Source organism: Nocardia thailandica NBRC 100428 (assembly GCF_000308795.1).
GTDB lineage: Bacteria > Actinomycetota > Actinomycetes > Mycobacteriales > Mycobacteriaceae > Nocardia > Nocardia thailandica.
In genome coordinates this window covers 41,291-66,941 of the sequence record NZ_BAGK01000021.1, presented here as the reverse complement: position 1 = coordinate 66,941, position 25,651 = coordinate 41,291, and the positions used below count along the sequence as shown (strand labels likewise).

The following is a 25,651-nucleotide window of genomic DNA, read 5'->3' as shown; positions in this document are numbered from 1 at the left end:
CGATCACTAGGTTGGATTGCGTGAGCGCACAGGATCTGCCACTGGAAGTCCGCCGAGCATTGGCGTCGGTTGCACGCGTGCCACGGTTGTTGGTCGCCTCGGACTACGACGGGACCATCGCCCCGATCGTGTCCGACCCGGCCAAAGCCTTTCCCCATCGCGAGTCGATCAGCGCCCTACGAGCGCTGGCAGGCTTACCGAACACGACCGCCGCGGTGATCTCCGGCCGTGCGTTGCGTGACCTCGCCGCGCTGTCGCGGCTGCCCGTCGAGGTGCAGCTGATCGGCAGTCACGGGTCGGAGTTCGACGCGGGATTCGTGCACGCCATCGACAACGATGCCAAACAGTTGCTGGCGGAGATCCAGACGGCGTTCGCCCAGATCGCGGCGGACAATCCGGGCGTCACCGTCGAGGTGAAGCCGGCCTCTGCGGCGCTGCACGTGCGCAACGCCGACCCCGAGATCGGCAGGCGCGCGCTGAATTCCGCGCGCCAGGGCCCGGCCCGCTGGGTCGGCGTGCAGGTGACCGAGGGCAAGGCCGTCATCGAACTGGCGGTCATCCCCACCGACAAGGGCACCGCGCTCGACACCATCCGTCATCAGGAAAGCGCCTCGGCCGCAGTGTTCTTCGGCGACGACGTCACCGACGAGAAGGCGTTCCGCGTGCTGTGCGGACCCGACGTCGGCATCAAGGTCGGCGAGGGCGAGAGCCAGGCCCGCCTGCGCGTGGACAGCACCGAGGACGTCGCCCGCGCCCTCGCCTTCCTGCTCGAGGAGCGGCGCACCTGGCTCGCGGGCGCGAGCGCCCCGCGCATCGAGCGGCTGACCATGCTGGCCAGCCCGCGCACCGTCGCGCTGCTGACCCCCGACGCCACCGTCACCTGGTTCTGCCACCCCGAGCCGGACTCGGCCGCCGTCTTCGCCCACCTGCTCGGCGGCACCGGCGCCGGGCACTTCTCGGTGGAGCCCGAGCGGGCGGGCCTCCCGCTGTCGCAGCGCTACGTCGACGGGACGATGACCGTCGAAACCCGCTGGGCCAGCCTGCAGGTCGTCGACTACCTGCCGCACGACGTGGCCGACAACCGCACCGATCTGACCCGCGTCATCTCCGGCGACGCCAAGGCCGTCGTCACGTTCGCGCCGCGGCCGGAATTCGGTCAGGTGCCCGTCAGCATCGAGGCCGTGCCGGGCGGGCTGCGCGTCAGCGGCCCCAACGACCCGATGGTGCTGCGCTCGCCGGGCGTGGTGTGGGAGATCCGTTCCGACGGAACACATTCGCACGCCCGCGCGGTGGTCGACCCGAGCGACGGCGAGTTCGTCTTCGAGCTGCGCTGCGGCACCGACGACCTGGAGGCGTCGCTGACGCCGGAGCCGCAGCGGCGGGCGATCGCCGAGCGGTACTGGTCCGAGTGGGCGGCCGGGCTGCAGCTGCCGCCCCTCAAGCCCGACCTCATGAAGCGGTCGGCGCTGACGCTGCGCGGCCTGGTGCACCGGCCGTCGGGCTCGATCCTGGCGGCGGCGACCACCTCGCTGCCGGAGGAGATCGGCGGCGTCCGCAACTGGGACTACCGCTACTGCTGGCTGCGCGACGCCTCGCTCACCGCGCAGGCGCTGGTCACCCTCGGCTCGCTCACCGAGGCCGAGGAGTTCCTCGGCTGGGTGCACCGCGTGCTCGAGACCCTGCCCGGCCCCGAGCGCCTGCACCCGCTGTACACGATCTACGGCGAGACCCTGCCCCCCGAGGCCGTCATCGACCTGCTGCCCGGCTACGCCGGCTCGCGGCCGGTGCGCGTCGGCAACGCGGCCAACATGCAGGTGCAGCTCGACGTGTTCGGCCCGATCGTCGACCTGATCACCTCGCTGGCCGAGGAGCGGGAGCGCCAGGGCCGTACCGATCCCCGCGAGGCCCTGCCCGACGCCGACTGGGAGCTCGTGCACGCCATGGTCTCCGCGGTGCAGCGGCGCTGGACCGAGGCCGACCACGGCATCTGGGAGATCCGCGGCAACCCGCGCCACCACGTCTACTCCAAGGTGATGGGCTGGCTGACCATCGACCGGGCGCTGCGCCTGGCCGAGCGGTTCGGGCGCACCGCCGACCCGGAGTGGATCACCCTGCGCGAGACCATCGCCGAAGAGGTCAAGGCCAAGGGCTGGAACGAGGAGGTGCAGTCCTACACCGCGGCCTACGACGGCACCGACCTGGACGCGGCCACCCTGCACATCGGCCTGTCCGGCCTGATCGACCCGTCCGATCCGCGCTTCGCGGCGACGGTCGTCGCCACCGAGGCCGAGCTGCGCAGCGGCGCCACCGTGTACCGCTACCACCACGACGACGGCCTGCCCGGCGGCGAAGGCGGCTTCCACCTGTGCGCGGCGTGGCTGGTCGAGGCGTACCTGCTCATCGGCCGCCGCTCGGACGCCGAGGCACTGTTCGCCCAGCTCGTCGCGGCCGCCGGCCCGACCGGCCTGCTGAGCGAAGAGTACGACCCCGTCGCCGAGCGCTCCCTCGGCAACCACCCCCAGGCCTACAGTCACCTAGGCCTCCTCCGCTGCGCCCAACTCCTGAGCCAGCCGGTACTGGTGTAAACCGCCGTGGGGCCGGCCTCCCCCGAGGCCGGCCCCACACGGTTCCTCCGGCACGAGCTGGAAACCTTCCTGACCGCACGGCGATGAGCGAGCTGGAAGACACTCTGGAGAATGCCGAAGAGCGGCACCCCTTTTCAGGAGTGCCGCTCTCGTCTCTCGAACCATCCATCAGTTCGTGTGTCCGGTGCAATTCCGCTCCGACACTCGTTCAACCACAACTCTCACACGCATCCCCCACCGGCCCTCGAACACAGGGCAACAGTTCCACCACCCTGCGGTCCACCGCCAAGGCTACGAGCGCGAGCTCATCGAGCCGGAACGAAGCGGGCGCCGCGAGCCGGGCAGCGAGAAGGCTTTCGGGGAGACCTGTCCGCGCCGCGAGCGCCCCATGCTCCACCCCCACGGCGGCCATCGCCCACTCAACTCTGTTGCCGGTGCATTCGCCCATCCAGCCCACCGAACCGCCTCCCCATCGAGCCACGTCGGCAATCACGCATCACTCTGACGACGCGCTTGCCACATCATTTGTCATTCGAACATGGGTTCTGTCGCGCAAGCGACGGGCCGTCACCGCCGACCTGGACGATCTCGAAAGCCTCGGTTACCCGGGCCGGGCTATCGCTGCGCGGACCGCTTGATCGCGACGCCCTTGTTGACGCGCTGCACCCGCTGGAAGGTGGCCTGTTCGGCCATATTGTTGAAGTTGTAGACGTTTCCGACGCGGGTGCTGCCACCCGGAGAGGGCGTTCGGAGGACGCCGGGCGTCCAGGCGGAGACCGAACGTGAACTCGAGGACATGCGGGGCCTCCTACTTCTCCAGACGTTGCAGACGGGTCAGGATGTCGGCCACCGCGTCCACGAGGGTGCGATTGCCGAGCTGGGGCCAACCGGCGAACTCACCGGTATCGCGCTGGGCCTTGCCACAGAGCTGTTCGCGAATGTCCTTGACGTCCGCGCCGATCGGGCCGCAGTACGCGGTGACGAACTCTCGGATCTGGTTGACTTCGGCTGCGCTCATCGGCGCGTCCTCTCCGTCGATGAAGGCCTGCACATCACGGCGGAACGAATCCATCTCGATGCCGGCGGGGTCGATTTTTCCTTCACTGCTGTACTCGCGGTGCGCCACACAGTCGTCGGCGGTGCGGCCGATGCGGGACAGGATCGCGGCGCAACCGCGCTTGTAGGCGTCGAGTTGCGCTGGGGTCCAGTCGGATCCGTCGCCGCGGGATACCGCCTCGATGCCGATCACGTGGTAGTTGGCGTTGTCGGTCGGCCAGCCGGGCCACGAGCCGCGGCCGGCGTGCCAGCAGACGCCCGCGGCGATCACACGGAAGGTGCCGTCCCGTTCCAGAACCAGCTGAGCCAGCGGGCCGTCCAGGTCCGGTCGGCCGAACTGAACAATGCGCCAGTCTTGGGTTCCGCCGCCCGCGGTGTGATGGCACAGCACTCCGCGCAGGTCACGGAAATCCCCGTGACCCCGGTCGCGCCAGCCCTCGTGTTCGATGACTTTCAATCCGGCCGCGCGCAGAACATCCGCGAGCCAGATGGGATCTCCGGTCCAGGACATGAGATCCCGCCCTAGGTGATTCGGACGTAGGTGCCGGCGCCGGTCGTGATGGTGGTCTCCCAGCCGCTGAAAACGTCGCAGATCACCTGCACGCTGATCACATCACCGGCCACCAGATCGGTGGTGGCCGAAGCGGTGAGGGTTCCGGCAACGCCGGTCACCTGGGTTCCCGTGGCCACGGTGTTGCCGTTGACCTGAATGCGAGCCGTCTGCTTGGGACTGCCGTTACCGCCCGAGAACGGCAGATTCACGGTTACCGTGGCCGCGACCTTGCCGCCCTGCACGCGCAGTCCGTTTCCGGAGAGCTCGGACCCCGGGTATCCGGAGGTATCGGCGGTCCAACCCGTGACATCCGCCCAGCTCGCGGTCATCTTCAGCGCACCGTTCTTGGTCATGCCCGAGGGCATGAACGCTTCTCCGCCGGTGACGACGATGAATGCCATCAGGAAGTCACCCCCTTCAAGCTGACCTGCAGCCCCTTGCCCGCCGGGCTGTCGGCGGTGGTGATGAACACCGTCAGGCGATCACCGACAGCGAACGCCCAGGGCGTGCCGGTGGTGACCACGGTGTCGGCGGCGTGACCGGCCGCAGCGATGGTGGCGGCGGTGCCGGGGACGGTGGTCCCGTTCTTGCGGAGTTCGGCAACCAGGTTGCCGGTGCCCGCGGTCTCACCCCGGTAGGTGATCGACGAGATGCTGATCGTCCGCTCGATGCGCAGGCCCTCGGGCATGACGTTGCCCGCGCCCACAGCACGGGTACCGGTGTGGGATTTGAACGCGATGTCGTAGATCTGCCCGGCGGCGGTCGGCACACGTGCGTCGGTCAACCGGATGTCGGTGCTGGCGACCGCGGCGATCGCCGTCCGAGCGGCGGCGGCGTCCGCGGCGGTTACGACGGCCCGACCGGTGGCGGTGGCGTCGGAAATCTGGCTCGCCGGATGTGTGTGCGGCAGTGGCGTTCTGGCGTCGTTCAAGCGCGCGTCGTCACCGGCGACCGCGGTCGTGGCGGTCGCGCCGATGGTCGGCGCGAAGGTGGTCGGCTTGCCCGTGATACCCGCCCACGCGGTGGTGCCCGCCGGGCCACGGATGACGATGCCCTGACCGTTCGGAGTCCACCCGCCCGCGGCCGCGTGGTACACGTACAGCAGACCGTCGGCGGTGACAACGAACTGCGCGCCCTCGGCCGGAGTGGCGGGCAGCTCGCTGTAGGCGGCGACCTGACCGTCGATCTGCACTCCCGCGCCGCGCTCACCGCGGACCACGGCGTTACCGGCGCTCGCCGGTACCGGCGCGGCCAACGTCAGATCGACCAGACCCGAGGACCCCTCGTCCGGATTCTCCGGGTCCGACCCGGCCACGTACTCGCCGACCTCGAAGTTGAAGGCGTCCATGGGGATCTGACGGCCGTCGTAGTTCAGATCGAACGAGACCCGCCAGGTCCACTCCGTCGGATTGGTCGCGGCACCCGGCGCCACAAGGCGCACACCGCGCTTGCCCCGCCAGGTGAGGTAGCCGAATTCGTCCAGCTGGCACACATAGTGCTCTGGCAGCTGCACGTAGGTGGCCGGTGCCGGCTCCGCACCGGCGACGAGCACCTTCGGCGCGTCCGCGGTGAAGGTGATATTGCCCGCCAGGGGCAGGAACTCCGGCAAATCGCCGAGATCGGGTCCGTCGGCGACATTGGCGAGGAAGCGTCCGATGACCTTGCCGTACTTCAGCGGAGGAAGATCAGCCATGAGATTGGTCCTTTCGTGAATACGGGCACGCCGAAGTCGACGTGCCCGTGAAGCAAACGGAACGGTCCGTGGATGAACCGTGAGAGAAGGCGCTGTCGACACACACCACGGCGAATTCGGCGCCGGAGGCGCGTGATCGGGCCTGACGAGCGGCCGCAGATCAGACAGGATCCGCGTAAACGATCAGCTGAGCCCCGGTGTTGTCGACCGCGAACGACCGATCACCCTTGACCCGCTTGGCGATCACGTACAACGTGACGGTCTGACTCGGCGCGATGACGCCGAATCCGTTCGCCTGCGTCGGCGGAAATTCGAACCGCGGGCCGATCAGCACCCAGTCCCAGTTCTGCATGTCGTAGCCGTAGCCGTAGCCGACGAGGCTGCCGCTCGGGCCACCGACCCGCACCTCGACATCGGCGCGCGTGCCGTACCCACTGCCTTCGGGCCGGACCCGCACCGACCCCTGCACGCGCGGGCGCCACGCGGTTGGCTGTCCGGGAATCGTGATGGCCGCGAGCACTTTGGGGTCATTGAGACTAGTACCGCCGGAGAACTGATTCTTCGCGACCGCCCACGGACCACCCGGTCGCGGACTCGGGGTGGGGACGAACTTGCCGAGCGCGGTGTTCCACGCCAGCAGATAGTCCTGTCCGAGCGGGTGTTCCGCATCGATGAGGACGTCGTCGGCGTCCTGAATACGGCCTGCGGCGCCCGGATCGCCGGCATCGCCGCGCTCGCCGCGCGGGAAGGTGATCTCGAGGTGCTGGCCGGGCGTGGAACCCGTGATCTGCGCTGCCGCGGTCGACCCGGGCGCACCGGCGACCGCGGACCCGGTCAGGGCATTCGCCGGGCCCGGCCCGCCCTCCTGTTCGAAGGCATCGGCGAAGGCGATGAACTCCAGCCCGGTCCAGTAGTAGATGGCGTTCTCCGAGACAACCCGCCACGCGGAACGCGCGTCAGCGGTCGTGAGATTCATCGCCTGCAGTGCACCGGGATTCGCCGCGTCGCCGCGCCACTGCCAGGGCTGGGCGGGATCCCCCTCGGGACCGCGGCCACCGGGGGGACCCTCGCGTAGCTCGACCAGGGCCTCCCGATCGACCAGTTCGAGCGGATTCACCGTGTACGGCAGTCCGATCGAATCGGAGACGCCGCGCATGGTGATCATGATGTTGTCGTCGTAGACGAGGTGCTGTTCGTTGGTCATAGCGCTCTCCGGCTCACGAAGCCGTGACAGGTCGCGCCCAGCAGAGAATCTGGGCGCTGTCCTGCTTGTAGGAGTAGGTGGAGCCGCCCAGATTCCGGGACAGCACCACGTACAGAGTGATGGCCCGGCCCGCCTGGATCAGCCCGACCGGGCTGTCCGGCGTCATGGACTGGGTGCCGAAATGCGGCTGGAAGTAGCAGTAGCTGTCGGCCCCGAAGGGGAAGCCCGCACCGAGCGCGACGATCTGGCCGTTGGCGGCGTCGATGCGCACCTCGGTGTCGATACGCGTGTTGAAGTTGCCGATGCCTTCCGAGGTGTAGACAAGAACACCACCGGAGATCACAGGACGCCAATCCACGTCTTGCGCCGGAATTTTCAGCTGCGCGACGGTGATCGGGGTGGCGTTCGTGGTGGTGACGGAAGGGGCGAACCCGGCACCGCCGTCCCATGCCTGGGTACCCATGATCGACCACGGCCCGCGCAGACCGGGATGCGGACGCGGCTTCCATTTCTGACCCGCGCTGTCCCAGGAGGGCACGACTCGATCGGCGTGGGTGCCGTCAGCGTAATCGGGCGATTGCCGGATCGGACCGGGACCACCCGGAACACCCTTCTCGCCCTTGACACCCTGTGGCACAGTCAGGTTCAGCACGAGATTCGGCTTCGTCCCGGTAATCGTGACCTGAAGGTCGGAGCCGACGGGCCCGGTGTCGACCGTACCGAGACCGAGCACACACGGCTCACCATCCGGTCCGGGTGCCCCGAACGCGTCGGCAAACGAGTCGAAACTCGTTCCGTTCCAATACACCAGGGCATCGGTGGCCAGCACCCGCCAGGCCTTTCCTGCCTGCGCGGTGCCGAGCTTTTCCGCCAGTGCGGTCAGCGCGGCCTGGTCCGCGATGTCGCCCTCCCAGCGGAAGGCCGCGCCGGGTTCGCCCTGCGGACCGGCGGGTCCGGGCGTTCCGGTCATGAGTTCCAGAGAACCGTCACGTGGGGTCCCGTGGAATGCCTGCACGACCCCGGGGGAACCGATTCCCTCGTCGATGCCGCGCACCAGCGTCGAATCGAAATATTCACTTACGGTGGACATGTCACCTCCTTCAGAGGGGTTGAGCGTGGACGACCAGCGACGCTCCGCCGCGCGACCACCAGATCTTTCCGCTGCCGTTGGGGAGCCGGGTCAGCTGCACCATGAACTTCGCGGGCTGGCCGGCCGGGACGGTTGCGAATGAGGAAGTGGGCGACAGGGTCTTGACCGTCTGGTCTTCGCGATAGGTCGGCAGCAGGGGCAGATACACGTACCCGCCCATGCACGGCCGGGTCGCGGCCAGCACCTCACCTGTCGGATAGTTCAGGCGAACGGTCACCTCGGTCAGGCTGGCGCCGCCGTAGTAGACGTGCCCCTGCACGAGCGGACGCCACGCGAAGGACTGCGCGGGCACGGTGAAGGTGCCGACCGTCAACTCCGGGACGTCGATCTCCTGGTCGCTCGCGAAATCGGCGCCGAACCACGACCACGGACCGGTGCCCAACGGTGGCGGCGTCGGCCGGAACTTCTGCGAGGCGCGGTGATAGGCGAAGACGGATCCGGGCGTTGGGCTGGTGGACGCGTCGTAGTCCGGCGAGCTGACGATGGCGCCCGATACCCCCGCCGGGCCCTTGGGGCCCGGGAGCCCGGCGGGTGCGGTCGCCTTCAGCTGCTGATCGGCACCCTTGCCGACGAACTCCACCGCGGGGACAGTGAGCTTCGGATGGTGGACCGTTGGTGCGACGTCGATGGTATTGCGCGCGGCGACTGGTCCTCGCGGGCCGACCGCGTGCGGCGAATGCTGCCAGTGAGTTCCGTCCCAGACGTCCATGCCGTCGTCGTCGGTCCGATGCCACCACCTGCCGCGATCGTCCTGGCCGAGACCGGTGGGCCGGGCCGCGGCGTTGGCGATCGACCCCATCTTCCGGAATGTGCTGCGCGGACGACCTTTCGGGCCCTGTTCGCCGGCGGGACCCGTGGGCAGTTCGAGCGCCGATACCTCGTCGGAGACCGTGAATGTCGCGTTCAGAATCGGCAGCCCATCCACATCCGGCTGTCGATCCACGGTGAGATGAGCGGGAAAGCTGATGTCCGCCATGGTATTTCCTCTCAGCGGGATTAGAAGATGAGTAGGTCGAGGTCGGCGCCGACATCAGTGGACAGATCCTTGATGGCGGAGGCGAAGCGGCCGAGGCGCTGCCAGGCCTTGACCACCGAGTCCTCCTCATCGGATCCATCGCCGACCGTGATCTGCCAGACCGCCGCGGTTTCGCGGTTGTCGGTGAAGGTCAGCTCGGTGACATAGTCGGTGAACACGAGCTGGCCCATGGCGAAGCCGATCTGGTCGCCGAGGCCGAAGTCGCGGCCGAGCAGATAGGGGGCGTTGTCCTCGATGGTCACCTTGTGGCTGGTGTAGCCGCGGGTCAGGTGCAGGCCCTGGCGTGCGGCGACAAGGCCGTCGAGGTTGAAGGCCTTGTCACTGCCGGTGATGTACAGCTCGCGGAAGGCATAGGGCCCCGCGCGGCGGACACGTTCGGAGTCCCGGTACACCATCCAGGCGAGGAAGACGTCGTTGAGCTGGCCCCGGTAGAGGAAGTCAAGGCCGATCAGGGACAGCAGACCTTTGATGACGACTTCGATGCCTGCGTTCACCCAGCCGGGTGAACGCCCGCCGATGATGATGTCCGTAGCCGTCGGCTTGTGCAGCGCCACTTCGGATGCGCCGATGCCCGAATACTCGCCTTCGAAGTACCAGACCCACGGGAAGTTCTTGGTGGTGCCGAATTTGCCCTGCTGACCGTAGACGGCCTCGTACTCGGTGGTCGAATCGAAGTTCGGATAGCGTTTCGGCGTGGTGCCGTCATCGGCGAATTCCTCTATCCACGACTTGATTCCGTCCAGCAGAGTACCGGTGTCGCCGGTAACGCCTGACTTGTCGACGGTCTCCAGGACCACAGTCGGCTTGTCCAGGAAGAACCACTGCGGCGCAGGCTGTTCGTCCTCACCCGGCAGGAAGAACCGGGCGGTGAGCATGACGCCGGAGTCCTCGAGCATCGGCTGGAACAGCTTGTCCGCCATGTCGAATCGCGCCGATGCAGCGCTCCAGCGGCTGGTGTCGTGCAGCGGATCGACCGGAACGACGGCGATGGGGAACAGCGAATCGCCGACCCCTTCCCACATCGGTTTGCCGTCGGCGTTCGTCGGCGCCCAGCCCGGTGCCTGCAACCGCATCAGATTCATCGTGAGATACGTGGTGACCAGCGTGCGGACCGGGCCGAACAGGATGTGGTGCCGGGGGAACTGGGCGAGCACCGGCGCGAACGGGGAGGCCCAGCAGCAGATCGTCGCGATGTGGTTCCAGGCGTGGATGGCTTCGATGTCGACCGTCTCGACACCGTTGTCGTCACGGACGATGGAAGCCTTGGTGACGTAGCCGTCCCACCGAAACCCCTTGGTGTTCACGGTGATCGGGATGGTCGCGTCTTCGCCGTCCGCGTTGTTGAACAGGTGATCGAAGTGCACCATGTCCCGGGGGCAGATCATCTTCAAGCCGCCCGCGGCGTTGCGCGGGTAGGTGAACTCCAGCGACAGGTAGCTGTGCTCCTCCCCCACCTCCTGCATGAACTTGTCCCAATAGCGCACCAGTACATCGGGATTGCGTGCCCGCTCCTCATCCGCCCGGAACGCCTCGTCCATCCGGCGCACTTCGGTGTGCGGATCCCAGGTGGCCGCGCTCATCAGAACGGCCTCGAGGATCGGGGCGTCACGGTGGCGATGATGCTGGAGGCGGTGGTGCCGCCTTCCACCTGCACGGTGATGTCGGTGGTGCTCCACGGCTGCATGGACTGCAACCAGCGGCGACCCGCGAGCTGACCCCAGACGTTGTGACCGTCGGGATTCTCACCGGAGTACACCCGCGCGGTCCGATGCCGCGGATGCGTATCGATGCGCAGCGTCTCACCGGCCTGCAGGGTCGGGGTCTGCACCATGCGCAACAGATCGCCCTCGTAGGGATCCAGGATCGACCAACGCCCCGGGCCGTTCATCGTGTAGCGCGGCCACGCGGGCTGATCGGCGGCGTTGCGCAGCCGCACGACACCCCGGTCCAGACCGGACGTGTTGGTCCACACCTGATTCTCGTCGAAATGCCGCTCGAGCGGATCCATCGCCGTGGCCGACATCTTGTACCCGGCCGTAGCATTGCGCGCCGGGTCGATGTCGCCGACCGGTTCCGGGGCGGAGTCGAGCTGCGCTTGCTGGAAGCGCCAGCCCTGATGCCGGGTGTAGTAACCGACCGTCACCGGCTTATCCGTGGACCAACCTCGGAACCAGGCATCGTGCACCGCGTGGAAGTCCCGAATCGGGTCCGCTCCGGCGCCTTTCGCGTCACCGGAGATGATGACCAGGAAGTCCCACTCCTTCTTCGCCCGCACGGACCGAACGAAGGTCGCGCCGTCCTGGCGCGCACCCTCCGAGATCAGCAGTTGCACCGGGGCGAACATGTATCCGGCCTGCTGGGACAGGCGCACGCCCTCGCGGCCCGCATTGGTGCCGGACAGATGCCACACCCGGCCGTTCACGTCCCACAGCACGACCTTCGTGCCGTGGCTCTCCAATAGTTGGTGGGTCATCGCCCCATACCTCCTCCGCGTTGCTGCGCCACAGCCCGGCGCCGGCGCACCCGCTCCACCGCGATCGACGCGCTTTTGGGGTCTGTTCCGTTGAAGTTGTAGATATCGCCGCGGACGGTGTGCCCGCCCGGGCCGTCCGCCAGATCGGTGAGCCCGAAACCGGTCCCGACCAGCTCTTTGACCGCGTTGCCCGCCCATTCGATGGGGCGCGTCAGTTGGCCACCGAGCATGCCGCCCGCCATGGATCCAAGGAACTGGCCGATGACCGGGCCGAGCGGGGCGGCGGGTCCGAGGAAGGGCGCGATGGCGGTGCCGATCGCGCCGCCGACCACACCACCCGCGGTGGAGGCCGCGCCGGAGATGGCGCCGGTGAGGCCTCCCAGCAGGCCGTGTTGCTGCAAGCCGGAGACAGCGGAAGTGAAGGCGCTGTAGCCGATCTGCTGCTCATTGGTCATCTGGGTCGCGGCCGAGGAGCCGCCGGTTCCGGTTGGCTTCCACTCGACGCCGGTGAGATTGCTGATCCACTGACCGAGCGTGTTCGTCCAGTTCTTGTCGGGATCGGCGTTGCTGTACGCCTGGCCGACCGGGGTCAGCAGGGATTGCGCGAGGTCACCGAGGGTCTCCGGTGCTTGATCGCCCAGAATGGGCTTCAGCAGGTTGCCGACATTCGTGCCCCAATCCTTGGCGGCGAGCGAGACCAGATCGGTGAAGTTGCCTTCGTTCGGGTTGTAGAGATGGCTCTCGCGACGGAGATCCTTGGCGTCGGAGCTGCTACCGGTGAGCCAACCCGAGCCCATCGGGGCATCGACCCAGCGCTGGGTGGCACCCGGCTGATCAGCGACGAAACCCGAGATCTGCATGCCTTCGGGTACGGCGTCGGCATCGATCTTCGTTTCGGGCGTCAGATAGGCCCAACCACCTGTCGTGCTGCCATCAGCCTTCGGCGGAATGTACTCCCAGCGAGCCGTGTTCGAATCCTCGCTTCCACCACCGGTTGTGGCGGCAGGCCCCGCGGTTGACACGACGGCGTTGGGATCACCGTTGTCGCCCGCGCCGGGTTCCGGCGCGGACCCCGTGTCCGCCGGCGTTCCACCGGTCACCGACGGAGTCCCGTCTCCACCGGCGGTTCCCGCGCCGAGACCGCTTCCCGTGCCGAGTCCGGCGGACTGACCACCGAGTTCGGCACGCAGGGTCATCGAGGTGTTCAGTTCACCGCCGAACCGCGATCCGATCAGCTGCCCCAGCTGCTCGCCGATCTTCGGGGCGAGCTCACCGGCCGGGCCGAGCATCTGCGCGACGACGTTGCCGAGCGCCGCGCCAACGCGACCTCCGGCCACCGTCGCGGCACTGGTGATTCCGGATCCGAGAGCCGCTCCCAGCGAGCCGAGCTCGACCGCACCGGTATCGGCAGAGCCGTTCGGACCACCGACCAACCCGGCCAGTGTCCCGAGCATCCCGGAGGGTGTTGCCCGCATGGAGGCGGTCAGGGGAATCGGCGAGTCGGTCGACGACTGCGGACTCTGCACCGACAGTGCCGAATTCGACCCGGGTGTTGCGGCAAGCGGACCCCCAGGCGCGAAGAGCGGGGAGAGCGCCGAGCCCACGGCGGAGCCGGCCCACGCGCCCGCGTTCACCGCGGCATCACCGAGACCACCCAGTGCGTCGGCGATGACGCCCTGGCCGAGCATGGTGCGCCACTCGTCGGGGTTGGCGGTACCCGGAGCCGTTCCGGCGGAACCGAATCCGGTCAGCATCCCGGTCAGGAACCGCGCCGACGGAACCCAGCCGGAGTTGAGCAATTCCAGCAGCGGCAATGCGTTACCGGCTGCTGCCGCGTTGACGACGAACTCGCCGGGCGACGCGGCCACCAGGACTTTGTCCTCGGTGGAGCCGCCGGGCCCTTCGATCAGGCCGCCCGGCAGCATCGCTTTCCGCGCAGGGTAGATCGGCCCGCCGTAGGCGCGGCGGAGGGGGATCGGTGCCTCCCCCGCGGTCTCCTCGGCCATGGGGTCGACCGCCGCGCCGGACCGGCGCTTACCCGGGTTGAGCAGCGTCGTCTTGGAGCTGATCTTCAGGATCCGGGTCTCGACCTCGGACTCCGCGGGTTCGGTCACCGCGCGCAGCAGGTGCAGCGCTTCGGTGGCCATGCGGTCGGTGAAGAAGCCCGGCCTATGGCCGAGCACTGCCTCGAAGGCGCGGGTCAGAGCGCCGAACGGGCCGGAGCGCCCGACGATCGCGTTCGGTGCGATCGAACCGTCGTCCGAAACCAGGATCGGGTCCTGATCGGGCAGTGTGATGAGGGAGGTTCCCGCGGTGGGGCCGCCCTCCCACACCGCCCCGCTGGGCAGCGCGATCTGCTTTCCCGAGGGCGGGTGCCCGCTGATCGTCATCGCGAGTATGTCCGGCAGGGTCATTGCCGGTGGGCGTTGCTTGTCCACAATTCACATCCACTTTCTGGGCTGACTGGTCGCGTGCCCGGCCACCGGCGATGAACCCGTCAGCTCCAGCCGAGGAATTCGTTCATCTGGTTGACACCCATCGCGGTGCCCACCCGCTCACGGTTGGACTCGAGTCCCGGCCGCGCGATCTGTTCGGGCCGGTTGCGACCGTTTCTGGCGTCATCGGTCTTCGACCACACCAGCCAGCGCAAGCAATCGGCCATATCGGCGAGTAGGTACTGGTCCAGCTGCCATCGATAGGACTCGGGGTGCATCGAGCGCTGGAACGCCGAATCCGTCGGCGTGCACCTGACTATGGCTTTGAGATCGCCCCAGGTGATCGCCTCCGTGCCGAGTTGCCGCAGCCGGAGACCGAGAACGATGAGGTCGTATTCGATTGCCTCGGAATGCTCTTCGAGTAGAGCATCGAGGCCTAGGATTCCCCCAGGCTGATACCCGAGTGCGCGCGCCAGGCCTCCAGCATGTCGTGGTAGGCGTCCGGATCCATGTCGTCCAGGGCCGCGAGCGCTTCGGGGGAGACAGCCATTTCCAGCAGGGTGTACATCGCGTCCACGTCGCCGAGACGGCGGATCCGGCGCACCAGGCCCGGCTTCAGGTAGGACAGCGATGGCAGCTGGATCTCGACGCCGTCGACGCGGTAGAAGAAGTCTTCCTTTACCTTGGTCGGGGTGGCGATGGTGATGGGGGCTTTGGGGGAAGTCATTGTTACGCAGACCTTTCGAGTCGGTGATTCGGGTGAGCTCGCGACGGCGCCCAGCGCAAAAGGGTCCCAACGGCGGCGGGCGGGCCTGCGCATACGGTTGACAACCGCCGCCGTTGGGGGATTTTGGACAGCTGAGCACTGTCGGCGGACAGGGCTCGATCCACACGGAATCGAGCCCTGTCCGGGATGACGGCAGATGCCGCCGGAATAGCGACGGTCGCTGAGACCGCCGGGATCAGACGGTCTTGACGCCGTCGTCCAGGTAGCGGTAAGCCTTCACGCCGGCGTCGTCCTTGAACGCCTCGACGGTGATGGTGAAACCGGCCAGTTCGGTGGAGACGAACTTCTTCTCGGTCACCGCGGTGATCTTGGCGTTCGGCAGCACGATGCGCAGCTTCTTGTCCTCGTTGACCATGTCGAAGACCCAAGCGCGACGCGGCAGCGGGGTACCGGTCTCCTTGACCGTGTACAGCGAACCGGTAGTGGCGGTGGCGGCGGTGGTGACGACGTTGTCCGGGTGGAAGACCTCACCCAGAACGTCCTTGTCCCACACGGCGTACAGGGTCAGACCGAAGCGCACCGAGTGCTCAGTCTGCAGCTGCGCGATGATGTCGGCGTTCCAGTCCTTGACGGACTCGATCCGACGCTCACCCAGCGATTCGATGCCGTCCTCGGACACGTAGCCCAGCGCCTTGAAGGCGGGGTCGATGGTGCCGGCCGCGGCGGTCGGCAGAGCGGAAGCCAGCGGGGCGACCAGAACACCACCGGTAACGGCGATGTTCGGGGTGCCTGCGCCGATGAACTTGCTGGAAGGCAGAGCCATTTTCTTATCTCCCTTGGGAATGTTGCGCAGGCCCTAGGGATGGGTATTCAGTTGTTACTCCCCCGTTTTCGGGAGAGTCACGCGAGGACTGTGCCTCGCACGATCAGGTCGGTGACGATTGTGTACCGCTGAGCGGCGGTCACCGGGTCGGTGTCGTTCTCCATGCCGGCGTCCTCGACGTGGTCACACCACACCGAGCCGATGTATCCGGGAGCCGCGGCCGTCACGATGCCGCGCACCAGCGCAGCCAGCCCGGCCGCGTTGCCGGCATCGTCGGTGCATTCGAGAACAACCCGGGGACGGTCGAGGATCAACTGCGAGCCACGACGGCCCTCCCTGTCCTCGACGTCCACCCGGGCCTTGCGGTCATTACGGGTGACCCGCACCATCCGCGCCGGCCGAGGCTCGGGAACACTGGTAGTCACCGCAGCACTGTCCGACGCGGCAGCGAGTTCGACAGTCAAGTAGTCCACGAGCGCACTCTCGACATCAGGCAACGCGATTCGCTCACCCATAGATCAACCACCTTTCAATTGAATACTTTCACGTTCATGCATCAGGTATGGGAGCCGGATCGACGAATTCAGCTTCCTGCTCCCACATGGCATATGTCCGGAAGAGAGTCGATCTGATGAATTTCCTCTCCGCATCACTATAAGTGCGCCTTTCCCGCTTTACTTTGGCATCGAGATCGAGTACCACCGCATAGAGACTAAATATCGGACCCACTCCCGAAACCTTTTGCGCACGCGTCCGCTCTGCATCGATGATGAATTCCTCGCGATCCATCTGCCAGATGTCGGCGTTATTACTGGAAGATTCGGCTCGCGGGACGATACCGGACACAGCTCGTTCAAAATGACCACCGAGAGGATCCAATATAAAGCCCATCAGCCGGCCATCAGGATCCTTTTCCACGCGCAAAGGACGACCACAGTACGAGTAGTAGGAAGGATAGATCTCGTGCACCGTTTCACAAACCTCTCGATAGCCTTCTTGAAGCGCGTACCAGAATATTGAAGTGCCCCCTCCAGCACGTCTCGCAAGAGACCCCCAAAGGTGGCATTCACAATTTGGCCTAGTCCGAAGAAGTTCGAACGACGCATCTCAAAATCGTTCTCTGCAGAACCAGAAATCCATCGAAAAGGGAGGAGAATCACGAATCCGGAGCATCGACAGGACGAACGTTGCCATTCCCATTCAGATCGTCCCACATCAGATATGACCGCCTAAAAATGTTATCGACACGGTCATGTTCTTCACATGGCGGACGATGTCCATTCCGGTAGGCGTTCTCAAGAATTTCAAGGGCAGCTGAGTATAGCTCGGCGATCGGGCCGGGAGCAGGTGAATGATGCATTCGCTGAGCCTCCGTCTCCAGCACGAACTCGTCGAACGAGAGAGTCCAGATCTCAGGATGACTCAAATTGGAGGTGGCGCGGTTTATTTCTTCGAAGTCTGCCACCTCAAAGTAACCGGTCCACTGGTCAAGAACGAAGCCCGAGAAGTGGTCGTCGACCCTGAGAGTCCGACCAAAGTAGTGATAGTAGACCGGAAATTCCATGCCCCTTAAACTCGCTTTCGCGAGATCGTCCCAGAATATCACAGAAGTTCCACAATCCCGTTCGGTGCCTTCACATTCATGAGAATGTCGCCGTATCCACTGTCGGCCAGCTGTATCGTGCTCGGCGGGTTGACTGGCTGGCCCGCTGGTGACGGGATCGGCAGGGCAAACTTCGCACGGCGGGCACGGGCAATCCGAGGTTGGTTCAGGCGTAGAGAACCCTCACCTTCCTCGAGCCGCTCGTGCCTGCCCTGCCTCTCAAACCGTTGGTTTCACCCGACCAGTTTCCGCAGACCAGCAACTGAAACTCCGCCTACACCGGAGCTTTGGCCCCTTGGCGGCACCCACCCTGACGCTGGACCATCAGAGCCTCAACAGCTTTCACCGGCAGGGCGGAAAAGGACTAATTGAACACTGTCGCGTTCATGCATCAGGGATGGGAGCCGGATCGACGAATTCAGCTTCCGCCTCCCACATGGCATATGTCCGGAAGAGAATCGATCTGATAAATTTCCTCTCCTCGTCCCTATAAGTGCGCCTTTCCTGCTTAACTTTGGCATCGAGATCGAGTACCACCGCATAGAGACTGAATATCGGGCCCACTCCCGAAACGCTTTGCGCACGCGTCCGCTCCGCATCGATGATGAATTCATCGCGATCCATCTGCCAGACGTCGGCATCGTTACTTGCACATTCGGCTCGCGCGATGATACGGGACGTAGCTCGTTTGAAATGACCATCAAGCGGCTCCAAGATGAACCCGATCGTAAGGCCATCAGGAGCCTTTTCCACACGCAAGGGTCGGCCACAGTACGAATAGTAGGAGGGATAGACTTCTTGCACCGTTCACAAACCTTTCGGAAGACCTTCCTGAAGCGCGTCCCAGAATATCACGTTGGTCCTCTCCAGCGTATCCCGCAAGAATTTGGCCTCTGCGGGAATCAATTCCCGCCCAGCATCGCTGGCGAAGGTCTTCAAGTCACGAGTGACTTCAAATACCGCGTGATCGAATTCCTCCGACCTCTTCTCGATACCAGCAAGATGAAGTCGCAGCTCAGCCACTTGGCCGCTTGGGGCACGAACATTCATTAGAATATCTCGATACCCACTCTTCATAGGACTCGCGATTCGGTCTTTGATTCGAAGGACTTCAAATGGAGCATCTCGCTCCAACCACGCAAGTGCCTTGTAGATATCATCAACAGTCTTGAATACCACCTTCGATCCAACAACATCTACCAATAGAGAGGCATTATAGTTGTAATCGTCAGGGTCGCGCACCTTCGCATCCGCCCGCGTAATGTCTTTAGGGTTCTCACGTCCATATGATTTCCCTTTGAACTTCTTCGCAATTAGCTCGGACATCTTGTTTACCGCAGGCTGATCTATCTCCCATCTTCGAATGAGATCCGAAATAAATTCACGCCGATACGCATCATCCAGTTTCCGGGTGAGATCGAATCCCGACTGAACGGGCTTGTTACCGAAGTTCTCGGTTACGCGCGCCGAAATCTCTCTCTGCGCTTTGGTAAGTGGTGCACTCTTCGATATATCGAGACCGCCATCAACGGACGATCGAGGTTTGACTTTGACGCCCTTGAGAACATCGTCAATGATGTCGATCGCTTTGGGGTGCTGCAACAGACTCAGCAGCGTCTTCGGATTTCCAAGCAGAGAATCCTCCAAGAACTCGTGCTGCTGGAGAATCCTCAGCATCTTTTCATTTCGAGGAAGAAGACGCCGCACCCCATCGCCGATTGCGATCGGGCGCCCATCTATCTTCTCGATGCTCCTGGCAGAATCCAGTGCGGCCTTGACCTTGCTCTGGCTCAGATAGAGAGAGCTCTCGACCCTTATTGTCCGCGCACTGCCGACCACCCTGGACAGAGCAGATACTCCGGACCCGATACCCCTGAAGATGGAGCCCGTCATGGGAAGTAGAATGAACCCAGCATTTATCGCCGCGTCCGTGGTACTCGGGGACTCAGCGAGCATTTCATCGGCAGCACCGGTCAGATTTCGCCGTGTATCACCGGAAGCGAGATATGAACTCGCGTAAAGACCGCCGTACAAGATGTGGCGACCCGCCCATTCCACGACCGTCATGTACGGGTCAAGCACCAGATCGCCAGCGAATCTGACAGGCGTCGCTATTCCCTCAGAGAACGTTGCGATTCGCTCGAGTGGTGTCGGCGGGATGTAATAGGGGTTACCGGCGTTTGCAACGGCCTCGGCCATTGCATCGAGTCCGATGGTACGCGTGAACCAACTGGTGACACCATGAGCGATATTTCCAGGTATGCCCTTTGCCCCATCGATCAATTTTTCGATGCCGCTACGGCGATCAGGCGGTCCAACGAACGAAATCACCTCGAAGTTGCGGTCGAAGGTTACCGAGGTACCATCGCCATACTTCCGAAAAATTTTGTCATCGACATAGCGATCGGTGTACGCCGGCAATAGCCCGAGAGAGGTTCGGGTGCCACGGAAAGAATCGAACAAGACATTGTTGTGGTCGATGAAATATATGTGGGTTCCGGTGGGAGTCTCGACCGTTCGTCCCTTGGTTATCCGACCCTGCAGATCGGGACCGACCTCCCAGAACTCGCCATCTTCACCGAGTCGCCAACTATTTCGGTCGTATTGTTGATAGAACTTGCTTTCAACGCCGCCTCTGCCGTCCGGCCGGGCATGCGAAATCGTCAGATTTCCATAATTGTCGATGTGATAGTTGTCGTAGAAGCCGAAGGCGTTGAGCTTTCCGATATCGGTTCCGACCCGAACACCATCGACGAACGAAGGTGAGTACACCGACTTGAAGCCCGGATCAGCCTCCAGCGTATGACTGGGTACACCGTAGGTGGGTGCGCCTGGATCAAAACTCTGGATCTCCCAGGTTGATTCGGCCGTAACCCGTCCCGCGTAGGAAGACTGGCCGTTCGCATCATCGTGCCAGTGCTGCAGTCCCCCGGCACCGTCGCTCGCGATACGCCAGCGATCGATCGTTCCATCCGAGTTGGTGATCTCGAGGTCGACCGAGTTCGTTCCGTTCCCTTCCGGGATCGTGTAGCGCACCGGTCGGCCGTCGAGCATCGTCCCGTCCCAGGAATCGCCTACTCCGTGACCTGCCACGTTCGGCATGTCCAGCAGGCTTGTCGCCGGGGTGCTCACCCCGGGGTCGGGCTTCGCTCCGGGAATCGGGATGGGAGGCTCATACAGAGGGTTTCCGCCTGCGGCCGGCGCGGGTTGCGCCTGTTCCTGGGCAGGTTGCTGCTGACCAGAGGGGGTACTGACGGTCGGCGGCACCGGGTCTGTCCCGACCCTGGGGTCATCAGCCGGGTAGATGGATGGGCGGTCGTTGACGAACGACAGTCCTGGAAGGCCGATTGGCGATGCCTGCACCGGGGCGGCTGGGGAGTCCAGAGTCAGGCTGTCGGCATTGCGGATTCGGGAAAGAAGCTGGACGGCAGCCGCGCCGTCTTTGACCTTGTAGTCGTGAACCTTCCCGCCACCGAGTGCGTCGCCGGTGGATGGTTGTGCGATTCCGCTGCCGGTCAGGCGATTCCATGCTGCCGAGCTCACCCACGATGGCGTGGCGTTCGTCGCGGTCGATGTGATCGCCATGGTCATTCCCCGCTGGAGCGGCGAGCCCGTTCGATGCGCTGGCGGAGCTGGTCGACCATCGCGGCGTAGGCGTCGGTTTTGGTGGGGGCCTCAGTGGAAAGACCGCGGGGGTGGGTGGCGGACCAGTTGCCCTCTTCGGTTTGTTTGACCTGGATCTCTTCGAGGTCGTAGAAGGACTCGGGGTCGGGTAGCGGCCACTCGCCGTTCACGTCGCGGGTGATGTGCATTCCGGTGTCGAAGGCGCCGGGCGGACCCATGGGGGTGGGGACCCAGCGGATCTCCTCGAGATCGGGATGTACTCGGACACCACGCTTGACGAGATACTCGGCCACGCGCGTCGCCTGTTTGATGCTGGTGACCGTTGGATCGGCCAGTTTGCGGCCGACCTCGCTGTACCACTCCGGCAGGTGGATGATCGAGAGTTCCTCGGCGAGCGCGCGGACCTGAGGGTCCAGGGTCTCGTCGGGTTTGTGCTCAGCCAGCCTGCCGGTGAGGGTCTGCTGCAGGAGGGAAAGGAACTCCGGCGTAACCAGTTGCCCGGTATCGGTTTCCACATAGTCCGACGACGGCGGGGGCTGATGGCCGAAGCTGACGGAACTGATTACTTCTCTGCCGGACATAGGATTCGGTCCTTCCGATTCAGGGCATGACCGATTCCGCGCCCTTCCCCAGGCGCGGAATCGTGTGGATTGGGGTCCCGCCCCGGGTGAGGGGACTACCCGGGGCGGGACCGTGCGCCCCAGCGCAGCGTCCGTGTCTGCGACCGCGGACCACCTGCGGGAGACGGGCGCGCTGGGGAGCGGCATGCGGCGAGGCTCTCAACCCGCTGTGTATCTGCCGAGAGGCTTCGGGGGCCGGCCGCATGGGCTGGAATGACGGCGAGTAGGGCCGTCAGATCTCTTCTTCGAGCGTCGCGGGGATCTTGTAGCTCGCGTTCGGGGGCTCCTGGCCGGGGACATGGAGTTTGACGAAGGCGAGCAGCTCGTCGATGTGGCGTTGCAGGGCGCGGATCAGGCGGATCGCGTCGCGGAAGCGGCGCTGATCGCTGGCGGCCTGATCCTCCAGGGCGACAACGCGTTCGCGGAGTTTGGCGACCTCGCGGGCCTGCCAGGCGGTGACCGCGCCGATCACGGTCGCGATCGCGAGGCCGATCGCCTGGACGAAGTCGGGATTGAGCCAGGTCTGCATTCAGGCCTCACCATCCGGTGATCGCACCGGCGTCACAGCCGGGCGGATGATCGCTCCTGCGATGACGGGGGTGAGCAGGCCGTAGAGGGTGAGTGCGGATTCGATCCATTCGGTGCCGACCTGCCTGCCGAGCAGGTAGGCAGCGACACCGGTGATGGCGACGAGTACGGATCGCACCAGAGCGGGTTCGGGAACCCTGTTGATACGCATGATGTTTCCTTCGGACAGCGCCGCGGACCCCGTTCGCCGCTCTGGAAGCAGGGGCCGCGGAGTGGATTACACGAGTAGCGGGACGACCACAGCGATCAACTGAACGATGAACGAACCGACAGTGATCCACTGATCGATGGTGAGGCCGAAAAGCATGGCGATTGCTCCTGATTCAGAATTCGAGGCAGCCCGCTACGACCGAACCCTCGATCCGGAGTCGGACCGAGGGTTCGGGGCGAAAGAGCTTGGCAGGCCGACGAGGTTGAAACCTCGTGCCAGAGATGATGTTTCCCGTGATTTCGGGATGAAGGCGCAACTGTGGCGCTGCACATAGCTTCACCTAAGCGAATCCAAAAGTCAACACCCATCTCAAGATTCGAGTAAACGTGCAGGTGGGGCAGGGTTCTCCAACATCCGACGCGGGCGCGAGCCACGGCAATGGTTCTCGCAACGCCGCAGCCAACTACTCGGCGCCACTCCGCCCGGACAACGACAAAGTCCCAGTCCTCCAAGAGGACTGGGACTTCGGTAGTCGCACCTATCGACAGTCAGCCTGCGATCTTCTCCCGGATATGGAGCAGCGGCTGACGCGGCTCCTCCGCCACCTTGGCCCGGCGCTTGCGCGCGGGGTGGGCGAGATGGGCTTCGAGCACCTCCCCCACGACGAACAGCTCGGGCCACTCGGGCGCCCACGGCCCCGGCACCGGGTGAATCCTGCCCGCATCACGGAGGGTCTGAATCCTGCGAACCGTGACCGACTGGAACACCTCTCCCATTTCCTTCGCGAGCGTGGCGATTCCATTGACGTTCAACCGAGCGTTGCGCGCGGCCTCGAGCTGGGCCGCATCCACCTCGATCCGCGGGGTGGGCGGGCAAATGACCTGCAGCGCAGCCTGAATCGCCGCACGAATCTCGCACAGGGCAGTCTCCGCGCCCTCGGTCATGGCGAGGGCAATGACATTGTGATCCAGCCAGCGGGCCAGATCGCCGGTCGACGTACCCCCGGAGTAGTCGAGTCCGCGCTGCTCGCAGATCAGCCGCACCCAAGACACCAGTACGCCGTGCAGATGATCACGGGCTCGGGACGCGGCCGGGCTGAACGGCAGTGGCTGATCGCCGGAGCGGGAGCTCAGGCGCAGGTTCGGGTCGCCAAGGCGGGAGCGGCGGGTGACCGCGTCCTCGAGATCCACCGCCAGTTCCGGGATTTCCCGCAGCATGCGCACGAGATCGTGCACGGCGACACGATCCAGATACAGGTGATTTGCCTCAATCTCGCTGTACATCAGGCGATCTCCCGGTTGATGGTTTCGGCGAGACGAGCGGCGTGACCGTGGCGCACGTAGTCGACGGTGTGCCGGCCGTCGGTGAGATAGCCGCGGGCGTAGGCGAGCGCTCCGCTCCACGCACTCCAGTTCCTGGGCGCCCACCAGCGCTGGACGCGACGGTGCACGATGGTGTCGACCAGACTTCGACCCCAGGCCAGGGCAGCCTCGGGGCTGCTCATGCAGAAGTACTGCGAGAGGTCGGCGACCAGGCGCAGGGCATTGCCTGCGGGCAGGGCGGTGATGGGATCGCCCGGCGCCGCGGCCCAGTACGTCGGAATATCGGGCACCCAGCGCTGACCGGCGATGCCGTAGCCGCCGGGATCCGTGCCGACGTATTCACCGGTCGGGCGCAGAGGGTCGGCGATGAGCGCGCAGGCGGCGATGTCGAGCTCGGGCCACAGGCCGCGGCCTATCTCGGCGGCCACGTCGCCCGCGATCGCGGCGCCCTGCGAATACCCGGCCACGACCACACGATTCGGCGACTTCGCAATGGCTTCGAGCAGTGCGGTCTTCCCCGCCGCACTGCTCTCCGCGTAGGACATGCGGCCACCGTATTCGGCCGGGTACGGGATCATGCGCGGCGCGAAGCGGCTCAGATCCAGTGAGCGGGAGAATGCGTCGGTCACGCTCTCGCCGTAAGGGGCCCAGGTGCCGCCGACGATCAGGACGTCGATCACGCGGCTGCCTCCACCCGGTCGGCGGAGTGAGCGAAGGGCGGCAGCAGGTCGACGGGGTCGCAGCCCAGAGCGCCGCCCACCCGTAGCAGCTCGTCCAGCTTGAACGCGCTCGCGGCGCGCAGACGCAGCGCCAGAACCGGCTCGGGCAAGCCAGTCCGCAGGGCCAGGGTGCGGGAGTCCATGCCGATCGTGCCCATCACGGAGCTGACGCGGTCGGCAATCAGTCGGGTTAGCAAGTCCATACGGAGTATCGTAAGGTCCATACGGACCTGTGACAAGTCCGAACGGACCTCTTACTGTGAGGTTTCGTACACTTGGGCTTAGGCCTTGAGTTCGAGGGCGCTGTTTGCAACTACGCCGTTCGGACCTCAGAATGGTCCGTATGGAATTGCGGGACCTCGACGACCTCAACCGCGCCGTCGGTGACGAGCTCCGTGCCGCGCGCGCGCGCCGTGGGCTGACACGCCCTCAGCTCGCGGCGACCTCGGGAGTTGCGGTAAGCACTATTCAACGTTTCGAGAACGGTGAACGCTCACCAGATCTCACACAGCTGTACCAGCTATGCAGTGCACTCGACGTCTCTCCGCAGGAGATCGTCGCCCGATCCGTTCATAAGGTCAACGGTTTCGGGCAGTAGATCGAGCACATTTCGACCGAGCACGTCGGCCACCAGCCACAGATCAGCGACGGTGAGTCGCCCCTGAGCGACTCGCTCCGCCAATTCGACACCCAACCGTCCCGCCACGACCGACATCTGTTCACGATCTATAATCTGGCCGAACCACGCCACCAATGACGCTGTACGCACGACTTGAAACCCCTATGAATCGATCCGTCGACACGGACATCCGACTTCCGGCCCAAATGGAGCCGAAAGAGACCGCCGACGAGTCGATACCGGCCCTCCAGCCGAACTCCCCACATCGGACAGCAGCACAAATCCGCCACCCGGCCCCCGGAAAACATGGCGGCACTCCCACATCTAATCCATCTCAACTCACCGTCCGTAATGTCTTGTGACACAACGTCACCGGACAATCCGACCAGCCGGAGTATACACGTGCGCGATGGTAGTTCGTCAGCCGAAGATGGGCGCAGTGGGCATCGAAATGCGGTCTACCGATGCGACTCTCCGACAGCGAGCAAGCACTCGGCGAAGCGCCTGCGGAAGTAGAAGTTCCGCACATTCTCACCGCTCACCTGGAAATTTCGCCCTGCGCCGGGCTCGACCCATGCCCGACCTTCCGGTTCGCATAGGGCACAGCATCATCCGCCGATCACCGAATGTGGCCGCACCCGTCCTGGAAACCATTCACTTCTCGAGCGCT

General features: G+C 64.9%; 26 protein-coding genes. 2 read left to right on the top strand and 24 right to left on the bottom strand.

Features of this window, described 5'->3' with window-relative positions; all coding sequences use genetic code 11:
- Nucleotides 1-20 precede the first annotated feature (20 nt).
- Complete coding sequence (gene otsB, locus ON36_RS02255) at nt 21-2,585, top strand: trehalose-phosphatase (RefSeq protein ID WP_043647189.1); 2,565 nt, start codon at nt 21-23, stop codon at nt 2,583-2,585.
- 615 nt (nt 2,586-3,200) lie between these two features.
- On the opposite strand, the gene ON36_RS02250 is transcribed toward otsB, so the two are convergent.
- The 24 genes from ON36_RS02250 to ON36_RS02155 all read right to left on the bottom strand — a co-directional run bounded on the left by ON36_RS02250 (nt 3,201) and on the right by ON36_RS02155 (nt 24,565).
- On the bottom strand, nt 3,201-3,383 hold the full coding sequence (locus ON36_RS02250) for a hypothetical protein (RefSeq protein WP_043647188.1): 183 nt from the start codon (nt 3,381-3,383) through the stop codon (nt 3,201-3,203).
- Between the two features lie 10 nt (nt 3,384-3,393).
- Entirely contained in the window at nt 3,394-4,152 is a 759-nt protein-coding gene (locus tag ON36_RS02245) for a peptidoglycan recognition protein family protein (protein WP_083884852.1), read from the bottom strand.
- An 11-nt stretch (nt 4,153-4,163) separates the two neighbouring features.
- Nucleotides 4,164-4,595: a hypothetical protein gene (locus ON36_RS02240; protein WP_043647187.1), complete on the bottom strand. Its 432-nt coding sequence runs from the start codon at nt 4,593-4,595 to the stop codon at nt 4,164-4,166.
- On the bottom strand, nt 4,595-5,887 hold the full coding sequence (locus ON36_RS32490) for a hypothetical protein (RefSeq protein ID WP_052313571.1): 1,293 nt from the start codon (nt 5,885-5,887) through the stop codon (nt 4,595-4,597). Before ON36_RS32490 ends, ON36_RS02240 begins: the two co-directional genes overlap by 1 nt.
- A 160-nt stretch (nt 5,888-6,047) precedes the next feature.
- Nucleotides 6,048-7,091, bottom strand: coding sequence for a hypothetical protein (locus tag ON36_RS02230; RefSeq protein WP_043647186.1), 1,044 nt, complete (start codon nt 7,089-7,091; stop codon nt 6,048-6,050).
- A gap of 13 nt (nt 7,092-7,104) precedes the next feature.
- The gene (locus ON36_RS02225) at nt 7,105-8,181 is read right to left on the bottom strand and encodes a hypothetical protein (RefSeq protein ID WP_157224744.1); all 1,077 of its coding nucleotides are present in this window, start codon (nt 8,179-8,181) and stop codon (nt 7,105-7,107) included.
- 10 nt (nt 8,182-8,191) lie between these two features.
- Nucleotides 8,192-9,217, bottom strand: coding sequence for a hypothetical protein (locus ON36_RS02220; protein ID WP_157224743.1), 1,026 nt, complete (start codon nt 9,215-9,217; stop codon nt 8,192-8,194).
- Nucleotides 9,218-9,237: 20 nt separating this feature from the next.
- A complete protein-coding gene (locus ON36_RS02215) occupies nt 9,238-10,857 on the bottom strand; it encodes a Gp37-like protein (RefSeq protein WP_043647179.1) in 1,620 nt (539 codons plus the stop codon).
- Nucleotides 10,857-11,750 carry a hypothetical protein gene (locus ON36_RS02210; RefSeq protein ID WP_043647177.1) on the bottom strand — a complete coding sequence of 298 codons (894 nt, stop codon included), beginning with the start codon at nt 11,748-11,750 and terminating at the stop codon, nt 10,857-10,859. The genes ON36_RS02215 and ON36_RS02210 overlap by 1 nt, the downstream gene beginning before the upstream one ends.
- Nucleotides 11,747-14,188 carry a hypothetical protein gene (locus ON36_RS02205; protein ID WP_157224742.1) on the bottom strand — a complete coding sequence of 814 codons (2,442 nt, stop codon included), beginning with the start codon at nt 14,186-14,188 and terminating at the stop codon, nt 11,747-11,749. The genes ON36_RS02210 and ON36_RS02205 overlap by 4 nt, the downstream gene beginning before the upstream one ends.
- Before the next feature lie 59 nt (nt 14,189-14,247).
- Nucleotides 14,248-14,463 (bottom strand): DUF5361 domain-containing protein, encoded by a 216-nt coding sequence (locus ON36_RS34420; protein ID WP_157224741.1) that lies wholly within the window; start codon nt 14,461-14,463, stop codon nt 14,248-14,250.
- 158 nt (nt 14,464-14,621) lie between these two features.
- A complete protein-coding gene (locus ON36_RS32485; RefSeq protein WP_052313570.1) occupies nt 14,622-14,912 on the bottom strand; it encodes a hypothetical protein in 291 nt (96 codons plus the stop codon).
- A 235-nt stretch (nt 14,913-15,147) separates the two neighbouring features.
- Nucleotides 15,148-15,735, bottom strand: a complete 588-nt coding sequence (locus ON36_RS02195; RefSeq protein WP_052313569.1) for a phage tail tube protein — start codon at nt 15,733-15,735, stop codon at nt 15,148-15,150.
- Between the two features lie 77 nt (nt 15,736-15,812).
- On the bottom strand, nt 15,813-16,250 hold the full coding sequence (locus tag ON36_RS32480) for a hypothetical protein (protein WP_052313568.1): 438 nt from the start codon (nt 16,248-16,250) through the stop codon (nt 15,813-15,815).
- A gap of 34 nt (nt 16,251-16,284) precedes the next feature.
- A complete protein-coding gene (locus tag ON36_RS34415; protein ID WP_157224740.1) occupies nt 16,285-16,704 on the bottom strand; it encodes a hypothetical protein in 420 nt (139 codons plus the stop codon).
- A 187-nt stretch (nt 16,705-16,891) separates the two neighbouring features.
- Nucleotides 16,892-17,299, bottom strand: coding sequence for a hypothetical protein (locus tag ON36_RS34410; RefSeq protein WP_157224739.1), 408 nt, complete (start codon nt 17,297-17,299; stop codon nt 16,892-16,894).
- Nucleotides 17,300-17,722: 423 nt separating this feature from the next.
- Nucleotides 17,723-18,142 (bottom strand): hypothetical protein, encoded by a 420-nt coding sequence (locus ON36_RS34405; RefSeq protein WP_157224738.1) that lies wholly within the window; start codon nt 18,140-18,142, stop codon nt 17,723-17,725.
- Nucleotides 18,143-18,145: 3 nt separating this feature from the next.
- Nucleotides 18,146-20,923 carry a RelA/SpoT-related domain-containing protein gene (locus tag ON36_RS33300; protein WP_157224737.1) on the bottom strand — a complete coding sequence of 926 codons (2,778 nt, stop codon included), beginning with the start codon at nt 20,921-20,923 and terminating at the stop codon, nt 18,146-18,148.
- Nucleotides 20,924-20,925: 2 nt separating this feature from the next.
- Nucleotides 20,926-21,543 (bottom strand): hypothetical protein, encoded by a 618-nt coding sequence (locus tag ON36_RS02180; protein WP_157224736.1) that lies wholly within the window; start codon nt 21,541-21,543, stop codon nt 20,926-20,928.
- Nucleotides 21,544-21,814: 271 nt separating this feature from the next.
- Entirely contained in the window at nt 21,815-22,111 is a 297-nt protein-coding gene (locus ON36_RS02175; RefSeq protein WP_043647170.1) for a hypothetical protein, read from the bottom strand.
- The gene (locus ON36_RS02170) at nt 22,112-22,321 is read right to left on the bottom strand and encodes a hypothetical protein (protein ID WP_052313566.1); all 210 of its coding nucleotides are present in this window, start codon (nt 22,319-22,321) and stop codon (nt 22,112-22,114) included.
- 548 nt (nt 22,322-22,869) lie between these two features.
- Nucleotides 22,870-23,604, bottom strand: a complete 735-nt coding sequence (locus ON36_RS02165) for a hypothetical protein (protein ID WP_043647168.1) — start codon at nt 23,602-23,604, stop codon at nt 22,870-22,872.
- Complete coding sequence (locus ON36_RS02160; RefSeq protein WP_052313565.1) at nt 23,604-24,323, bottom strand: cutinase family protein; 720 nt, start codon at nt 24,321-24,323, stop codon at nt 23,604-23,606. The genes ON36_RS02165 and ON36_RS02160 overlap by 1 nt, the downstream gene beginning before the upstream one ends.
- Nucleotides 24,320-24,565, bottom strand: coding sequence for a helix-turn-helix domain-containing protein (locus ON36_RS02155; protein ID WP_157224735.1), 246 nt, complete (start codon nt 24,563-24,565; stop codon nt 24,320-24,322). The genes ON36_RS02160 and ON36_RS02155 overlap by 4 nt, the downstream gene beginning before the upstream one ends.
- Nucleotides 24,566-24,705: 140 nt before the next feature.
- Between ON36_RS02155 and ON36_RS33295 the strand changes: the two genes are divergently transcribed.
- Complete coding sequence (locus ON36_RS33295; RefSeq protein ID WP_157224734.1) at nt 24,706-24,960, top strand: helix-turn-helix domain-containing protein; 255 nt, start codon at nt 24,706-24,708, stop codon at nt 24,958-24,960.
- Nucleotides 24,961-25,651 lie beyond the last annotated feature (691 nt).